Annotated in this window: 15 protein-coding genes; 6 read left to right on the top strand and 9 right to left on the bottom strand. The window is 54.5% G+C overall.

All coding sequences use genetic code 11. The annotated features are described in order from the left end of the window. On the top strand, window positions 1-3966 hold the full coding sequence (locus A377_RS0109740) for a YhdP family phospholipid transporter (protein WP_019896161.1): 3966 nt from the start codon (window positions 1-3) through the stop codon (window positions 3964-3966). 58 nt (window positions 3967-4024) lie between these two features. Here A377_RS0109740 and A377_RS0109745 read toward each other — a convergent pair whose 3' ends face one another. From A377_RS0109745 to A377_RS0109765, 5 genes are all read right to left on the bottom strand, one after another. Beyond that, entirely contained in the window at window positions 4025-4807 is a 783-nt protein-coding gene (locus A377_RS0109745; RefSeq protein ID WP_019896162.1) for a prepilin peptidase, read from the bottom strand. Between the two features lie 56 nt (window positions 4808-4863). Next, complete coding sequence (locus A377_RS0109750) at window positions 4864-5154, bottom strand: STAS domain-containing protein (protein ID WP_019896164.1); 291 nt, start codon at window positions 5152-5154, stop codon at window positions 4864-4866. Window positions 5155-5249: 95 nt separating this feature from the next. Beyond that, the gene (gene queD, locus A377_RS0109755; RefSeq protein ID WP_019896165.1) at window positions 5250-5636 is read right to left on the bottom strand and encodes a 6-carboxytetrahydropterin synthase QueD; all 387 of its coding nucleotides are present in this window, start codon (window positions 5634-5636) and stop codon (window positions 5250-5252) included. A 277-nt stretch (window positions 5637-5913) separates the two neighbouring features. Then, the gene (locus tag A377_RS0109760; RefSeq protein ID WP_028485453.1) at window positions 5914-6822 is read right to left on the bottom strand and encodes a polyprenyl synthetase family protein; all 909 of its coding nucleotides are present in this window, start codon (window positions 6820-6822) and stop codon (window positions 5914-5916) included. 12 nt (window positions 6823-6834) lie between these two features. Next, a complete protein-coding gene (locus tag A377_RS0109765; protein ID WP_019896167.1) occupies window positions 6835-7437 on the bottom strand; it encodes a peroxiredoxin in 603 nt (200 codons plus the stop codon). A gap of 136 nt (window positions 7438-7573) precedes the next feature. Between A377_RS0109765 and A377_RS0109770 the strand changes: the two genes are divergently transcribed. After that, the gene (locus A377_RS0109770) at window positions 7574-8209 is read left to right on the top strand and encodes a CBS domain-containing protein (RefSeq protein WP_019896168.1); all 636 of its coding nucleotides are present in this window, start codon (window positions 7574-7576) and stop codon (window positions 8207-8209) included. A gap of 7 nt (window positions 8210-8216) precedes the next feature. Here the strand turns inward: A377_RS0109770 and A377_RS0109775 are convergent, their stop codons facing one another. The 3 genes from A377_RS0109775 to A377_RS0109785 all read right to left on the bottom strand — a co-directional run bounded on the left by A377_RS0109775 (window position 8217) and on the right by A377_RS0109785 (window position 11062). Continuing rightward, window positions 8217-9146, bottom strand: coding sequence for a DHH family phosphoesterase (locus A377_RS0109775; protein ID WP_019896169.1), 930 nt, complete (start codon window positions 9144-9146; stop codon window positions 8217-8219). A gap of 78 nt (window positions 9147-9224) precedes the next feature. Then, complete coding sequence (gene trxA / locus A377_RS0109780; RefSeq protein WP_019896170.1) at window positions 9225-9608, bottom strand: thioredoxin; 384 nt, start codon at window positions 9606-9608, stop codon at window positions 9225-9227. A gap of 14 nt (window positions 9609-9622) precedes the next feature. Next, a complete protein-coding gene (locus tag A377_RS0109785) occupies window positions 9623-11062 on the bottom strand; it encodes a class II fumarate hydratase (protein ID WP_019896171.1) in 1440 nt (479 codons plus the stop codon). A gap of 432 nt (window positions 11063-11494) precedes the next feature. On the opposite strand from A377_RS0109785, the gene A377_RS0109790 reads away from it, so the two are divergent. Both A377_RS0109790 and A377_RS0109795 read left to right on the top strand, forming a co-directional pair. Next, a complete protein-coding gene (locus A377_RS0109790) occupies window positions 11495-13606 on the top strand; it encodes a hybrid sensor histidine kinase/response regulator (RefSeq protein ID WP_083919146.1) in 2112 nt (703 codons plus the stop codon). Between the two features lie 57 nt (window positions 13607-13663). Next, on the top strand, window positions 13664-14362 hold the full coding sequence (locus A377_RS0109795) for a response regulator (protein WP_019896173.1): 699 nt from the start codon (window positions 13664-13666) through the stop codon (window positions 14360-14362). Window positions 14363-14446: 84 nt separating this feature from the next. On the opposite strand, the gene A377_RS0109800 is transcribed toward A377_RS0109795, so the two are convergent. Continuing rightward, window positions 14447-15574: an NAD(P)/FAD-dependent oxidoreductase gene (locus A377_RS0109800; RefSeq protein ID WP_019896174.1), complete on the bottom strand. Its 1128-nt coding sequence runs from the start codon at window positions 15572-15574 to the stop codon at window positions 14447-14449. A gap of 115 nt (window positions 15575-15689) precedes the next feature. Between A377_RS0109800 and A377_RS12395 the strand changes: the two genes are divergently transcribed. Continuing rightward, window positions 15690-15971 (top strand): hypothetical protein, encoded by a 282-nt coding sequence (locus tag A377_RS12395; RefSeq protein WP_157760822.1) that lies wholly within the window; start codon window positions 15690-15692, stop codon window positions 15969-15971. Window positions 15972-16086: 115 nt separating this feature from the next. Continuing rightward, the gene (locus A377_RS0109810; protein WP_033422863.1) at window positions 16087-16395 is read left to right on the top strand and encodes a hypothetical protein; all 309 of its coding nucleotides are present in this window, start codon (window positions 16087-16089) and stop codon (window positions 16393-16395) included. Window positions 16396-16415: the final 20 nt, after the last annotated feature.

Consider the following 16415-nt stretch of genomic DNA (forward strand, 5'->3'; position numbering starts at 1 on the left):
GTGCGTCGTCTTCTGCGTCGTTTCATTTATCTGTTTTTTGGGCTGTTACTGCTCTACTGGCTGCTGGTTCGGGGTGCCATTACCTTGATCCAGATGCAGCCGGAGCGTTTTCTGGGTTGGACCGAGTCCGGTCTGGGATTGAGCGTCCAGGTCGCCGAGTTAAAAGTTGACCAGACCTGGTTGGGCGCCGCGTTTACTTTTAGAGAACTGGCCTTTGCATCCGGTGAGGGCAAAGAAACCTCCGGTGTTGAGCCCCGTGTTCGGGGTCAGGTGGCCGAGCTGTCTCTGGATGTCAATGTGTTTGCGCCGCTTCTGGGCTGGCATCACTGGGGTGAGCGGTTAACGGTCCGGGATGGACGGGTGGCGGTGTCGGGCACCGATACCCAAAAAGAGCGCACGGTTTCGCTTCAGCCATTGACCCGGTTGCCGCAATTTCTGCATTGGAAACGGGTGTCGTTGAAGTCAGTGGTACTGCAACAGGGTCGACAGGATGGGCAGACCGATCGGCTGGTCTTGCATTCGGTGCAGACCTTTCAGGGGGCGCGTCAGACGCTTCAGGGGCAGATGACCTGGCAGCGTGGCGATACCGACGTCGGACTGACTCTGGAAGGGACCTTTGACCTGAACCCGGCTGGCTGGTTGAGCGATGGGGATGCCTCTGTCCGGCTGTCGCAGCCTTTGTCTCTGAAGCACGTTTATGCGCTGATGCCGGGGCAGGTGGATGCCTGGCAGGCATTGCCCCAAGGACAACTGCAAGCCAGAATCCATATGCAGTGGCAGCAGCGACAGTTGCGGGACATCCGTCTGCAAGGGCAGGCCTCGGAACTGGACTGGCAAAACACCGAATCGAAAGACTTGCCGAAAACCATCGGCTTTGAGGCCCACTGGCTGACTCAGGGACAGGCTGGCGCACTGGACAACTGGGTGTTGATGGTGGATCGGCTGGCTCTGGACCACACTTACCTTTCAAGCATTTCTCCGATTCGGGTGGCGTTGACCCAGCGCGATCAGTTGCGTTTTTCCGTGGCTCAATTGGGATTGGAATCGCTCAAGCCGTTTTATCATTATGCGTTGGCCCAGGTGGAAGAGAGTAATGCCATTGACCGGGTCAAAGCCCTGTCGGTCAAAAGCGTGTCCGGGCTGTTTGATTTGTCACAACTGCGCCTGTTGTCCTTGCGGGCAAACATTGCGCAGCTTCATCTGGTTGAAAAATCGGGGTGGCCGGGCTTGCAGGTCAAAGACTGGGCGTTGAATTATGAAGAGGGGCAAGGACGCCTGGAGGCGAAGTCGCCGCTGACCGTTCAGACGTCGTCGCTTGAAACAGGGCCGGTGGCCTTGTCAATGGCGCAGCCGCTGCGCTGGCAGGCCGACCACCAGGCCTGGCAGATTCTGCCTTTTGCCTTGTCGGTGGACGACCGGTTTGAGCTGCGTCTGTCGGCTTCGGGTCAGAGCGATGGGCAGGTGGCGTTGGACGCAGACACCGAAATCAAAGCGTTGGCGACGTTGAAGCGTTATCTGCCTTATGCCGTGATGGATGAGGAGCTGGAAACCTGGCTGAAAACCGCGCTGGTGAAAGGGGAAAACGTTCGGGCTTCAGCCCATCTTTCCGGGCATTGGCAGGATTTTCCGTTTCTGGAACAACGGGGAAAGTTTGAGGTGCTTGCCAGCGTGGATCAGGCACAGTTGAAGTTTGACCCGGACTGGCCGATGCTCACGGACTTTGAAGCCCGGCTTCGTTATGTGCCGCACAACCTGACGATTGAAACGCCCAGTGCCAGAACATTGGGGGCCAGCGGAAAGAACATTGCGGTCCGTATTGCCGGGCTGGATCAAAAGGACATCGCAGTGGAAATATCGGGCGAGGTGGAGGCCGATGCCGCCGATGCCAAGCGCTATTTGCTGGCCTCGCCCCTTGCCCGCAATATTGGAATGGAAACGTTTCTGGCCGAACAGGTGTCACTGAGTGGGCCGGTGCGTGTGGATTTGTCCGAAATCTGGGTGCCGGTGGATGGTCACAAAGGTCTGTCGGAAACCGTCCGTGGTCGGGTGCGTCTTCAGGGCGTGAGGTTGCGGTTGTTTGATCAGCTGGCGTGGCAGGATGCGCGGGGTGCCATCGACTTTACCGAAAAAGGCATTCAGGCCGATGAGGTCAAAGCCTTGTGGGGACAGACGCCCCTGACCATTCAGGCGCGCACGGATGAATCAAATGTGGCAATGACCATTCAAGGCACCCATTCTGTGACCCTGCCGGATGCGAGTGGTGAACTTCCCTGGCGAACCGAACTGACGATTCCATTTGATCCGGAGGCGGAGACCGGATCCATGACCGAAACCCAGCGCCCGATTCGCCTGTCCGGTGAAGCCGATCTCACCGGTTTGACTCTGGCGATGCCTGCGCCTTTGAATGAGAAAGTCTTGGCTGCCGGGCAGTCACGTCCAGACAAAGCCCTCTGGCAGGCGACGATTCGTTCGGATCAGGTGGATTTGTCGGCCTGGCTGCCCGATCTGATTCATGCGCAGGGTCAGTGGCGACCGGATTCGGATCAGTCCCTGGCTTTGCACCGTCTGGGGGTGAATCTGGGCAGCAGTCAACCGCTTTCAGGCGATGTCAGTCAGGCTGGCGTGGAAGTCGGCGGTCATCTGGACGAGCTGGCGCTGGAGGCGTGGCTGGATTACTGGCCCCGGTTTGAAGACTGGTCTCAGGGTTTGGCGGCCTTGTCGCCCAGTAAAGAGGTGGACAAGGACGAAGACGCGTCAGGTGTGGCGTGGATGCGTCAGAGAAAGTGGCTGCCCTCGCATGTGACCATCGACCGATTGGGTTACGCTCAGACACCGTTTCATCAGGTGAAACTGACCTGGCTTGGGTTGCCCGCCAAAGCGGGCGAAGCGGATTCGCCCAGAGTGGTATATGCCGCCATGGCCGACGAATGGGCCTTTCAGGCGTTGCAAACCCAGCAGGACCGTTTCAAGGTGGATTTGGCACGGTTGGATGTGACGTTGTCTGACGATTTTGCGGAAAAAAATCTGGCCGCGAAAACCGACTGCCAACCGCCGGATATGCTGGAAGATTTGACCAAAGACATTGCCTTTTCCGGGCGCAATATCCGCATCAATGACCGAGCGGTTTCCAGTGTGGCCTTCCGCTGGCTGGAAACGCCCCAATCCAGTCGTTTTGAAGACCTGAAAATTCGGATCGATGAGGTGCAGGGACGGTTTCAGGGTGCGTTTGCTTACGACAAAACGGCGAACCGAAGCCAGCTGAAAGGCACCTTGCGAGCCAGGGACGTCGCTGATATGACCACCTGGCTGGGCATCAAAAAAGGGTTTGAAGGCGAAAAAGGGCAGGTGGACATGGACTTGACCTGGCCGGGCGATCTGACCTGTGTCACGCTTGAAAGACTGGCCGGGTCCGCCGACTTTCGCTTTGATGACGGGGTCATCAAGGACGCAGAACCGGGGCTGGCAAGGGTGTTGGGCTTGTTGAGCGTGGACTCACTGATGCGTCGTCTGCGGTTGGACATTCGCGATGTCACCGACGCCGGTCTGCTTTACAGCGTCATCGAAGGGGAAGGGCGGTTTGACAAGGGGCATTATCGTCTGTCGCAATTGCGCATGAGCGCGCCTTCGGCAAAAGCCGAGGTGTCGGGAGACATTGATCTGGTGAAAGAAACCCTGAATCTTGACGCCCGTGTGACACCGGCCATTGGAGGGTCTCTCCCCACCATCGCAGCGCTCAGTGGTCTGGTGACACCGGTGGTTGGGGTGGCGGCTTACGCGATCAGCAAATTGCTGCCCGGATTAAATCAGGATCTGGTGACCTATCAATACAAGATCACGGGGTCTCTGGATAAAATTGCGGTCAGTGACGGCAAGATGGGGGTTGAGCTGATCAAGAAACAGACGTCCGGGAAAGAAAAATCGGGTGCGACAGAACCGGAAGGGTTTGATCCGCTGAACTGGGAATAAAGCGGTGAAAAAATCGTTTTTTACCAGGCCTGGTAAAAAATGTGTTGTGCGATGGACCTTAAACGGGCCAGAACACCACGGACAGGCCGCCCATAGCCAGATAGGGGCCAAACGGTGTGGGTGAGCGTAAAGACAGGCGTTTCAGCGCCCAAAGCCCCAGCGTGATCACCAGGCTGGCGAGTGAAGCGACCAGAATGATCTGCGGTAAGGCGCTCCAGCCGAACCAGGCGCCCAGTGCCGCCAACAGCTTGAAATCGCCATAGCCCATGCCTTCCTTGCCGGTAAAAATCAAAAACAGTTGATACAGGCTCCATAGCAGCAGATAGCCAATGGCGGCACCCCAGACCGCCGATTCAAGCGGCACAATCCCGTTTTGCGTGTTGATCAGTAAGCCCAGCCACAACAGGGGCAAGGTCAGTTGATCCAGCAATAGCTGGTGTTCCAGATCAATGACGGTCATTGCGATCAGAAACCAGGCAAACAAAGTGAAATACAGTGTGGCCAGGCTGGCACCGAACTGCCAGGCCATGGCAACGGTGAGCGCGGCTGTGGTCAGTTCAATCAGGGGGTAACGCGGTGAGATCGTCGCACGGCAATGATGGCAGCGGCCTTTTTGTTGCACCCAACTGAGCACGGGAATCAGTCGGTACCAGGGGAGGGATGTCTGGCATTTGGGGCAGGCCGAACGTCCATTGATCAGTGACAGAAAATGCACATCGGCCTGATCTTCCGCTGCCTGCCCCATTCGCCAGGTCAGCATGGAAAGAAAACTGCCGATCACCAGCCCCAGCAGTGCGGCCAGAGGCAGGTAAAGACCGGGCGATGCAAGCAGCTGGGTCATGGGGAAACCGGAAAGACCGAAGCCGGAAGTGCCGGAAAACGCATCAAATCCGTCATTCAGGCCATGTTGAACAGTTGTTCAAAGTTCACCACTTCAAAGACTTTGAGGATGTGGTCAGACAGTCCGACCAAGGTGATTTTGGAGCTGTCTTCGCCCAAATGGGTGCGCAGTTGCAGCAGCATGCCCAGTCCGCCACTGTCAATGTGCTGGGTCTGGCTGAAGTCAATGACCACATGATCGTATTCATTGCTCATGTAGGCATTTTGAAAATCGGAAAATGAGTCAATGCTGAATTTTTCTTTGACGTAGATATACAGGGTGTTGTCTTTGACTTCATGGGTAATCATTGGGGCTTGTCCTTTTTGTTTTGGATTATTGTACGCCATTGTGCCCGTAGATCAAATCCTGATGACCGGGAAAAACTGATTGAGCCAAAAAACGGTCAGTCATCGGTTTCCTGATAAATAACGCTGTTGCGGTCGTTTTCCCACAGGGTAATGCGGTGCATGCGCACCTGGTCCGATTCGATCCGCTCGACCAGTGACTGGTAAAGAAACCGGGCAATGTTTTCAGCCGTTGGATTGGCCGTCTTGAACGCCGGGTGGTCGTTCAGGTAAGTGTGGTCCAGCTCGTCAATAATGGCTTTGGCTTCGCGCTTGATCGCTTTGAAATCCATGACCATGCCAATGTCATTGAGCTGTTGCCCTTTGACGGTGACTTCCACTTTCCAGTTGTGGCCATGCAGGTTGGCGCAGTCACCCGGATAACCATGCAAGCGGTGGGCCGATGCAAACTCCAGCAGGGTGTTGAGAAAATAGGTTTGGGCCATAGCCGATGTCACCGTTGATTCGATTAAAGCGTTATTATAGCAATCCCTTCTCACGGTTGCAGTGGCAGTCCGCGCCTGTCATAAAAAATTCTCGTTAGCCCGAATGTTTCATGAATTTGTGCTGAAATCGCGCAGGAACTTGTTTTCACAGGGTAATTTTCGAAGAAGCGCCGTATTGGCGATTACGGACGACTGAGAAAATATGCCTTGTGGAATCAAGGGGCAAGCGAGGTCGGTGCAAATTCATGAAACATTCGGGTTAGCTGTGCCCGTTGTTTCAAGATGTGCGGCGGCGCACAAAATCGGTCAAGTCTGTCAAAAACGGGCTCTGAAAGGGCAGTTCGCTCAAAGCCGCCTGCGCCTGCTGAATGAACTGGTCCCGGTAACGTTTTGCTCCGTCAAGGCCCATTAATTTGACGAAAGTGGCCTTGTCGCTGCGACAATCACTGCCTTGCGGCTTGCCCAGAGTAGCGCTGTCGCCTTCGATGTCCAGAATGTCGTCCTGCACCTGAAAGGCCAGGCCCAGTGCTTCGCCGTAGCGTCGCAAAATCGGTGACAGGCGTTCATGGTCTGTGTGCCCGATGGCACCAGCCAGGCAGGCGGTCACAAACAGAGCCCCGGTCTTCATTTGATGCAGTTGTGTCAGTTGCTGCAGCGTTAATGTTTGGCCTTCGGCGGTCAAATCCCGCGCCTGGCCGCCAACCATGCCATTGAGGCCGCTGCTTTGAGCAAAAAGTCGGATCCGCTTTCGGGTCGTTTCTGCAGAGCCGTGGTCAAGGTGGGTCAGGGTTTCAAAGGCCAGCGTTTGCAGCGCATCCCCGACCAGAATCGCGGTGGCGTCATCAAACTGCTTGTGTACGGTCAATTGTCCGCGTCGATAGTTGTCATCGTCCATTGCTGGCAAATCATCGTGCACCAGAGAATAGGCGTGAATCATTTCAATCGCGACGGCCAGTTTGTCCAGGTCCTGAGCGGGTTGATCAAGCGCCTCCCCAATGGCAAAAATCAGTGCCGCCCTCAGGCGTTTTCCTGGCGCATTCAGTGCATAAGCAAGCGCCGAGCGCAAATGCTCCGGGCAACTTTGTGGCCCATTTACCGAGTGTTCTGGAGAGTGGAACGCCGATTCAAGCGTTTGTTCCAGTGAACGGTTGACCCGCTGCTGGCAGGTTGTCAGAAAGTCAGACAAAGCCGGGGCCGCTCAGAGTTCGTCGGCGTGCTTGCGCAGATAGTCCGCAACCCCTTCGGGCGAGTCTTCCATTCCGTCGTCACCGGATTGCCAGCCAGCCGGGCAGACTTCGCCGTGCGCTTCGTGAAATTGCAGGGCGTCCAGAGTGCGCAGCATCTCATCCACATTGCGTCCGAGCGGCAGGTCATTGACCACCTGGTGGCGCACAATGCCCTGCTTGTCAATCAGGAACGAAGCGCGCAAGGCCACTTTGTCGGGATGCTCAATGCCGTAATCGCGCATGATCTTGCCGCCGAGATCGGCAATCAAAGGGAAGTTGACTGGCCCCAGACCCCCTTCTTCCACCGGGGTGTTGCGCCAGGCATTGTGGGTGAACTGAGAATCAATGGAAATGCCGATCACCTCGGTGTCTCGCTCCTTGAATGCGCCAATGCGGTGATGAAAAGCAATGATTTCTGAGGGGCAGACAAAGGTGAAGTCCAGCGGGTAGAAAAACACCACGGCATAGCGGTTCTGAATGTGCTTGGACAGACAGAAATTGTCGACGATGCTGCCATCGGCCAGAACGGCGGCGGCCTGAAAATCGGGGGCGGGCTGGGTGACGAGAACGGACATGATATGGCTTCCCTTGAAAATCGTGTTGGCTGGCCGATTACTATAGTATAGTGTTTAAAAAGATTGCAAGGGCATTGCAAGCAAAAATCCTGTCAAGTCTTGTTAAAGAGCAGGAAGGGGTAAATGGGAGGCACCGATGTTTATTGTCTACTCGCCGGAAGGGCGCAATCGTATCGGCCAGCCGGATCCGGCCAGACAACCCTTGCGGGTGGATCGCACCAAGGCGTCTGATGCCGTTGAGGAATCGCCGGAATTTCCGATGGAACGGCTTCCGCACGCTCGCCCCACGGAAGGGGCCCAGGCAGCGGCGCATTATGCTTCCGTGCAGGAAGATCATGCCCGCAAAGTGGTGGTCAAAATCGGAGAGATTATGTCTTCGCCGGTTGTGACGGCCACGCCGGACATGCCTTTGGTCGAGGCCTGGAAACGACTGCAGGACAGCAAGATTCATCATTTGCCTGTGGTGAACGAGGTCACTCAGGGATTGGTGGGGCTGGTCTCGACGCATTTGATACTGATGCATGCCATTGTCGATGCCGACAATCAGTTGTTGCTGGAGGAATCGGTCTCCACGGTGGAAAACGTCATGGAAACCGCGGTTCTGACCACACGGGCCGAGACGGATTTAAGACGGGCAGCTCAAGCCATGAGCCTGTATGACATCGGTTGTCTGCCGATCATGGACGATCAGGAAAGGCTGACGGGGATTGTCACCCTTTCGGACATTGTCAGACGGCTGGGGGAAGAGCCCCCCCTTGAAATTTACGCCTAGCCGGTGGCTAACCGTCGTAATTGATTTTTTCGATCAATTCCTGCAGAACGTCTTTGGCCTGATCGTGATCAATCTGACAGGTTCCGGCCGCTTCGTGGCCGCCACCGCCGTATGACAGGCACAGATGCCCGACGTTGGTTTTGGAAGTGCGGTTGAGAATGGATTTGCCCAGCGCAAACACGGTATTCTGTTTTTTGAAGCCCCACATGACATGAATCGAAATATTGCAGTCGGGGTAAAGCGCATAGACCATAAAGCGGTTGGTCGGGTGGATTACCTCTTCATCACGGAAATCCAATACCACCAGATTGTGGTACACGGTGGCACAACGCTTGATCTGTTCAATCGCCGCCGGTTCGTGTTCGAAGTAGAGTTCCACCCGTTCTTTGACGTCGGGCAGTTCCAGAATTTCCTCAATGGTGTGGTCCCGACAATAGTCAATCAGTTCCATCATCAGGTTGTAGTTGGAAATGCGAAATTCCCGGAAACGCCCCAGTCCGGTGCGGGCATCCATCAGATAGTTCAGCAGGGCCCAGCCAGAGGGGTGCAGGATTTCCTCACGGTCGAACTGGGCCGAATCGGCTTTGTCTACCGCGGTCATCATGTCGTCACCAACGCGCGGAAACGCTTCTTTGCCACCATAGTAATCATAGACCACGCGGGCCGCTGAGGGCGCATCGGGATCAATGATGTGGTTGTCGACCTTTTCGTTGCGCAGGGCTTCACTGGCGTGATGGTCAAAGGCCAGATAGCAGCCGGGCACATAAGGCAGGTTCGTGGTGATGTCACGCGAAGTGATTTCGATTTTCTGATCCTGCATGTCTTTGGGGTGAACAAAGACAATGTCATCAATCAGATCCATTTCCTTGAGCAGCACGGCGCAGACCAGACCATCAAAATCGCTGCGGGTGACCAGGCGGTATTTTTGTTCAGACATTGGCGTATTCCTTGATTCGAAGTCAATCTTGGCAGGCGTCTGTGAAAATGCACTTGCAGAACGCCCGGGGACTGTCTCTTAACTTTGGTTCTGTTCCTGCTCAGCCTGGGCATTTTCCAGGTCCTGGCGCACTTTTTCCATGTCCAGTTCTTTCAACTGTTTAATGCCTTCTTCAAAATTGCTTTCCGGGATCACGCCAGGGTTGGAGAAAACCACGATTTTTTCACGCATGAACACCAGAGTGGGAATGGATCTTACCTGAAACATGCCCGCTAACTCTTGTTGTTCTTCCACATTGACTTTGGCGAAGACAATGTCGGAGTGGTTTTCTGAAACTTTTTCGTATGTGGGCGCAAATTGTTTGCAGGGGCCACACCATTCTGCCCAGAAGTCGATGATGACAATCTCGTTGTTTTCAATGGTTTCTTCAAACGTGTCCTGTGTGAGGTCGATGACAGACATACAATTCCTTATGGTTAATCCGAAGTGTGTTTCGGCGTGTGAAAATCTTCCGGCAAACCGCCATGAGTCAGTTTTTTCGGGTCCAGATAATGGGCCAGTGACTGGCGGTCCAGTGAGGTCATCTCTTCGGCCACGTCCAGCACCGGTCGTCCGCTGCGGTAGGCTTCCTTGGCAATGGCCGCGCCGGTTTCATAGCCGACCAGTGCGTTCAGGGCTGTGACCAGTATCGGGTTGACAGCCAGCGTCTGTGACAGGTTCTGTTCGTTGACCTGAAAGCCATCAATCGCCTTGGTGGCCAGGGTGGTCAACGCGTTGGCCGACAGGTTCAGGCTTTCCAGTAACCGTGTCGCCACCAGGGGCAACATCACATTGAGTTGGAAATTACCAGACTGACCGGCCAGGGTCAAGGCGGTGTGGTTGCCCATGATCTGGGCACCGACCATGGCCACGGCCTCCGGAATCACCGGATTGATTTTGCCCGGCATGATGGAGCTGCCCGGTTGCAGGGCCGGCAATTGGATTTCTCCCAGCCCGGCCAGTGGTCCTGAGTTCATCCAGCGCAGGTCGTTGGCGATTTTGACCAGGCCTGCTGCCAGGGTGTTGAGCTGACCACTGAGTTCCAGAGCGGTGTCCTGTGAACTCAAGCCCACAAATGGATTGGGCATGGGGCTGAAATCCAAGTGTTTTAAAGCGTTTTCCTGCTGACACTGTTGAGTGAGGCATTTGCAGAAGACCTTTCCGAAACCGGCCGGCGCATTGATGCCTGTGCCCACGGCGGTACCGCCCTGAGGCAACTGGTGCAACCGTGTTTTGACCGATTGCAGCCGATCGGCGTTGTCGGCCAATTGCTGATGCCAGGTGTCGAGTTCCTGATCCAGTCGCACCGGCATGGCATCCATCAGATGGGTGCGACCGGTTTTGACCAGACCCTGAACGGCCCTGGCCTTGTTCTGCAAAATGGTTTGGGCCTGTGCCAGTGCCGGCAACAGCTGGGTTTCCAGAGCCAGGGCAGCGCTGAGATGGATCGCGGTGGGGATGACGTCATTGGAGCTCTGGCTCATATTGACGTCGTCATTGGGGTGAATGGATTCGCCGCTTTGTTGCGAGGCCAGATGGGCGATCACTTCGTTGGCATTCATATTGGTGCTGGTGCCGGATCCCGTTTGAAACACGTCCACCGGAAACTGATCCAGATACCGACCTTCCATGATCTCTGTGGCGGCCTGCACAATGGCGTCGGCCTTGGACTGCGAAAGCCGTCCCAGAGTTTGGTTGGCTCGGGCGCAGGCCGCCTTGATACGGGCAACGGCCTGAATAAACGGCGCCGGCATGGGGGTGCCGCTGATGGGGAAGTTCTCTACCGCTCTCTGGGTTTGCGCGCCCCACAAGGCGTCTGCAGGCACCGAGAGTGGCCCGAGGCTGTCATGTTCTGTGCGGGTGGTCTGACTGGTCATAAAAGCGTTAATGTCTGTTAAAATTATGATCATTCTACCGTATCGATCCGATGCCGGAAACCCTTTGTGTCCGAACGGGGAAAGACGGCCCGGTCACCAACGAAGGTGTCGGAGTCTGAACCGGGTGTTTTCTGGGGCATGTTGCCGGGTTTGGGGGTCGGCTGCGATGCGGTTTTGCATGCGTTCGTATTTACGTATTCTTAACCCGAATATTTTATAAATTTGTGCTGAGGTCGCGCAGGAACTTGTTTTCACAAGGTAATTTTCGAAGGAGTGTCGTATCGGCGATTACGGCCGACTGAGGAAATATGCCTTGTGGAATCAAGGGGCAAGCGAGATCGGTGCAAATTTGTGAAATATTCGGGTTAGTTAAGTTATGCTAAACTGATTCGCGTTTTTGTCACCAGTGAAGCCAAGCCAACCCGTGTGTTTATGAGCCAATCCCCGTTTTCAATCAGCCCGATGGTCGCCCAAACCGTTTTGGATCAGGGGCTCTGGTGGTGTTCAACCCGAAAGAAAAGCGCGCCTTTTCATGTGGGCTTTTATGTGTCCGAGGCCTTTCGAAAACGTTTGCCCGAATCGCTTGGGCAAAAAACGGCCTTGCGCTTTGATGAATTTGTATCCTGCTTGAAGGAAGAAAGTCAGACTGTACTGGCCCAGCGTATGAAAGCTCTTCGTCAGGACCCGGAACTGGAGCAGCGCTTTTTGATCGGTCTGGAACTGGCGCATGGCACCGTCTGGTTGATGGCGCAGCTTCACTGGCAGGCCACGTCCGAGCAGGAATACATTTGCGCCAATTGCGTGGAAGTGTCCGAATTGCATGCGCTGGAAGAAGAACTGGTGGCTTCCAACAGCCGGCTGATGATTGAGCGTTTGCGCGAACGCGAACAAATGGCGAAAAAAGAAGCCGATTTGCTGGAGTCACAATATCGCGCTCAGACACAGTTTCTGGCGATGCTCAGCCATGAATTGCGTTCGCCGCTGATGGGCATGAACGGACTGATTGATCTGGTCAAGCAGCATTATCTGGATGGCAAGCCGATTGGGGAGCAGCTTCAGGTCATGCGTCTGACCATCGATCAACTCAACTTTCTGATCAATGACATTCTCACTTTTTCCCAAACCCAGTCGGATCAGATTCGCTTGCAGAACTCCGTGTTCAATCTGGATGAAATGATTCACTATCTGCGCCACCTGACCAAATCCATCGCCTCGGAGAAGGGACTGAGTGTGAGTGTGGAGGTCGCGGCAGACCATGCCTGTTTTTATGGCGATTTGGTGCGCACTTCTCAGGTCTTGCTGAATTTGCTGGTCAACGCGATCAAGTTTACCGAACAGGGTGGAGTTCGGTTGTCGGTCGATGAACGCCAGACCGACAACAGCGCCGGGCTGGTGGTGCGGGTGTGTGACAGCGGTCCGGGGATCGATGAAGAGGATCTGCGCTTTATTTTTGATCCCTTCAAACAGCTGGATGCCAAGGGGCGCAAACAGTATGTGGGATCGGGTCTGGGACTGGCCATTGTCAAAACCCTGGTCGAATTGATGGGGGGGGATGTGCAAGTCCGTTCGCAGCTGGGAGAGGGGACCTGTTTCGAAGTCTGGCTGCCTTTTCCCGGTCGGGATTGCGACAGTGCCGAGCAGGTCGAGTGGACGGGGACGGAGACGGAGAAAAAAACCGATCAGGCCCTTTTTGCCACCCAGGTCTCACCGGAGCATTCGCGCGCCGGCCTGTCGTCTTGCCGTGTGTTGATTGCCGATGATTCGATGATCAATCTTCGAGTGCTGGAAACGTTTTTGTTGGAAGCCGGCTGTCAGGTGGATCAAGCCAGTGATGGCGACCAGGCCTGGTCAAAATTCACTCAGAACCGTTATGATTTCGTGTTTCTGGACATTCAAATGCCGGGGCTTAACGGCATGCAAGTCTGTGAGAAAATTCGCGCTTTGCCCAAAGCCGAGTGCCCCGCGCTCAAAGGCGTGTTTGCCCTGACCGCAGCGCACACAGCGGCCGAAGAAGCCGAATCGGGGATGACGCTCAACAAAGACCTGTTTGATCAGTGGCTGGAAAAACCGGTGTCGCAGGACAAGGTGATTCACCTGATCGAGTGTTTTTACCAGGGCAACCCGGAGGGTTGCTCGGCTGACTCACGTTTGTCTGAGGCGCGGACGGCGAAAAACCATGAAAACCAGTCGGTAGCCCCTTTGACCGATTGTCTTCAGGCGGCAGAGAGTGCCATGGCAACCTTTGCGCTGGATCGGGTGTTGGATGACGCCTTGCTAGCGATGAAACCGCAGCTGATTCAGGCACTTCATGAAGAGTGCGACGCACTCGCTCTGGCAATGAAAGCACGGGATCTGTCAGAGTTTTCGGCCGTGTTGCATCGCCTGAAAGGCAATCTGATGATGTTTCAGGTGACACCGATTTTGGAACTGGTTCAATGCCTGCAGCAACAGAAGGCCGACTGCCAGGCCGATCCGGCCGAATTCTGGCCGATTGCCGATCACGGCGTCAAGGCCCTTGAAAACTTAATCCGGCGTCTCCATTAGACTATCACTGAATAATGCTTATAATATAACACTGAACACGCAAAAAGGAATGTTGGAATGGCAAAGGCAAAAGCGAGAGTGCTTCTGGCAGAAGATCACGATCTGGTCCGGGCCGGTTTTAAGTCAATATTGGATACCGATGGCACGGTCAAGGTCTCTGCCGAAGCTCAGGATGGCGAGACCGCCATGTCGATCATCGAGCAGGATTCGCCGGATATTCTGATTATTGATTTGTCCATGCCCAAGCTGAGTGGCATGGCCGTGATTACCCAGCTCAGAAAGCAGAAAAACCCCATCAAAATCATCGTGTTGACGGCGGCCGAAGCCCCTAACGTCTGGAAAGAAGTGATGGACCTGGGGGTGAACGGTCTGGCATTGAAGTCGGTATCGAAAGCCGAATTGATCAAGGGGATCAAAGAGGTCCTGGACGACGAATTGTTCATCCATTCGGCGATCGAACCCGGTCTGGAAACCTATACCGCGGAAGTGGAAGCCAAGCGGGCTGAGGCGGTGTCGGAAAGCGACAAACCCAAAAAGCCCAGAAAATTGTCGATTCGCGAAAAGCAGGTGATCAAACTGGTGGCCGAAGGTTACAAAACCAAAGACATCGCCGACCTGCTGGGCATCAGTGATCGCACGGTTTCCAAGCATCGTGAGAACATTATGACCAAACTAGGGTTGACGGCCTCGGCAGAATTGGTGAATTACGCCAGCCACATTGGCTTGTTGAAAGTCGGGTTGGACGAAATCCGATAACCGTCACTCGCACTGAAAAGCGGGATACGAAAAAGGCGCTTTAAAAAGCGCCTTTTTTGTTTCCGCCAGGTTGTTACACGCGGTTTATCGGTACTGTCGCAAATACCACTTTTCGAAGAAGCGTTTGGCAAAATGCATCAGGCGACAGGGTGGCAGCAGCAGCGTGCCTTTTTCGGTGCGCCGGATCAAGACGCCGTGGCTCAAGGTGTCGATGATGCAGACCAGTTCATGCTTGATGCGCTCAAAGTCGTTTTGTCCATTGAGTTCTTTGGCTAGGTTTCGGCTGGCAGTCACCGCTTGCAGGTCGGCCGCATGCGCTTGTTTGGCTTGCCATTCGGGTCCGGGGAAACTGCCGGAGTCACCCGCAACATACGTTTTTTCCAGACCTTCGACCTGACAGTGTTCATTGGCTTTGATCAAGCCGCCCTCGGATTTGACCATGTCCGAATCGGCGACCCAGTCGGGTCCGGTCATGCCGGGCATGAATAAAATCATGTCGGCCTCGATTTCACCGCCTTCGGTCAACACTTTGTTGGCTTCAAAACCGGTCATTTTGTGGCCAAGATGGGTTTTGATGCCGCGTTTTTCCATCATTTTCACCACCTTGTCCGGGACCTTGTCGCCCAAGCGTTTGCCGGGTTTGGGCGCCGGGTTGAAAAAGACCAACTCAAACTGATGGCGTCGGCCCTGTCGGCGCAACAGTGTGTCGATGCCGAACAGAAATTCAAACATGGGACCGCCGCGCATCGCTGACGGTTCTTTGGGGTTGCCGCCGAAACCGATGGCAATGGTGCCCCCAGCCAGCGTATCAAGCCGTTGCTGGATCGCTTCGGCCGCTGCAATGCCTTCGCAAGGGGTGATGGTGTGCTCGATGCCGGGCAGTTTTTTTATGAATCGCCCGCCCGTGGCAATGATCAGGCCGTCATTGGAATGGTCCCCTGCATCGGTGTGAACCAGGCGGCCTTTTTCCGAGACACCGGTGACACGAGCCTGAATGTATTCCACTGTCTGGCGGTTGAAGTAGTTGGTCAGGTCCACTTTTAAGTCATCACTTTGGCGCAAGCGCGATGGCAGCCAGATCAGACTTGGCAAATACACCATTTGCTTGGAAGGGGCGATCACGGTGATTTTGGCGTTGGGCAATTGTTTACGGGTTTCTTTGATGGCGGTCAGGGCGGCAAAGCCGGTCCCCAGAATGGTGATGTTTTCCATGGTGCGTCCTTGGAGATTGGGTTTGAACGTTTTGTTTGGATTATACTCGTTAAGCAAAGCAGGTAAAATCAGTAAAAGTGATTTCCATTCATGAATGACAGTTGAGGGTAAATAAGTGAAAAAGCAAACGTGTGTGTGGGCTGCTCTGATCGTGTTGAATGGCCTTTTTTGGATGCCCGGCGCTTATGCCGGAGACACCAGTGAAGAGGCCAAGGAGGATGCAAAGTCGGCTTGGGAGAAAACCAAGGAAACAGCCAAAGGGGTGGGGCAGGATGTCAAAGAAGCCTGGGGTGAGGCCAAATCAACCAGTTGGGAGGAAATTGAATCTTCGGCCGAAAAACAAGGCACCGACCCAGTCAAGCCCGAAGAAGACGAAGCCGGTATTCCAGTGGAATGAGAAGTGAGCGGTCTTTTTGATGGAATCAAAGCGTTTTCCAATCATCCGTGACAGAGAATGGATTGAAATAGGCAGAACTGGCATAATAGTGCCTTTGAAACTGAGTCGGTGAAACATGGCAAAACATTTTAAAGTACTCGGAATCGCTGTTCTGCCTTTGGCAATGTTGGTGGGTTGTGAAAAAATCTCCAACTCTGCGAAAAACCTTCAGTCGGATTGGGTGGGGTTGGACCGTAAGATTGAAATTTATACCTGTCATACCGGGGAATTGATCAAGTCCTATCAGGGCAGTGTGCGCATCAACCCCGATGATCAATTGTCTGAAGGCACGTCGTTTCTGGTGGATGGCAAAAAACTGCACACCAATATGTGCTATGTGGTCACAGAGCTGGGCATTACCGAACAATCGATTTCCGGGCAGTAAAACAAAAGAATGGATAACGC

Origin of the sequence: Hydrogenovibrio halophilus DSM 15072, from assembly GCF_000384235.1 — a bacterium.
In the GTDB taxonomy this organism is placed as follows: domain Bacteria; phylum Pseudomonadota; class Gammaproteobacteria; order Thiomicrospirales; family Thiomicrospiraceae; genus Hydrogenovibrio; species Hydrogenovibrio halophilus.

Coding starts and splice junctions, on each gene's coding strand:
- A377_RS0109775 (WP_019896169.1), bottom strand. CDS start 9,146: ATGTCTGAACAAAAATACCGCCTGGTCACCCGCAGCGATTTTGATGGT.
- A377_RS0109750 (WP_019896164.1), bottom strand. CDS start 5,154: ATGATTACCCATGAAGTCAAAGACAACACCCTGTATATCTACGTCAAA.
- A377_RS0109745 (WP_019896162.1), bottom strand. CDS start 4,807: ATGACCCAGCTGCTTGCATCGCCCGGTCTTTACCTGCCTCTGGCCGCA.
- A377_RS0109795 (WP_019896173.1), top strand. CDS start 13,664: ATGGCAAAGGCAAAAGCGAGAGTGCTTCTGGCAGAAGATCACGATCTG.
- A377_RS0109790 (WP_083919146.1), top strand. CDS start 11,495: ATGAGCCAATCCCCGTTTTCAATCAGCCCGATGGTCGCCCAAACCGTT.
- A377_RS0109770 (WP_019896168.1), top strand. CDS start 7,574: ATGTTTATTGTCTACTCGCCGGAAGGGCGCAATCGTATCGGCCAGCCG.
- queD (WP_019896165.1), bottom strand. CDS start 5,636: ATGGCCCAAACCTATTTTCTCAACACCCTGCTGGAGTTTGCATCGGCC.
- A377_RS0109785 (WP_019896171.1), bottom strand. CDS start 11,062: ATGACCAGTCAGACCACCCGCACAGAACATGACAGCCTCGGGCCACTC.
- A377_RS0109800 (WP_019896174.1), bottom strand. CDS start 15,574: ATGGAAAACATCACCATTCTGGGGACCGGCTTTGCCGCCCTGACCGCC.
- trxA (WP_019896170.1), bottom strand. CDS start 9,608: ATGTCTGTCATCGACCTCACACAGGACACGTTTGAAGAAACCATTGAA.
- A377_RS0109765 (WP_019896167.1), bottom strand. CDS start 7,437: ATGTCCGTTCTCGTCACCCAGCCCGCCCCCGATTTTCAGGCCGCCGCC.
- A377_RS0109810 (WP_033422863.1), top strand. CDS start 16,087: ATGGCAAAACATTTTAAAGTACTCGGAATCGCTGTTCTGCCTTTGGCA.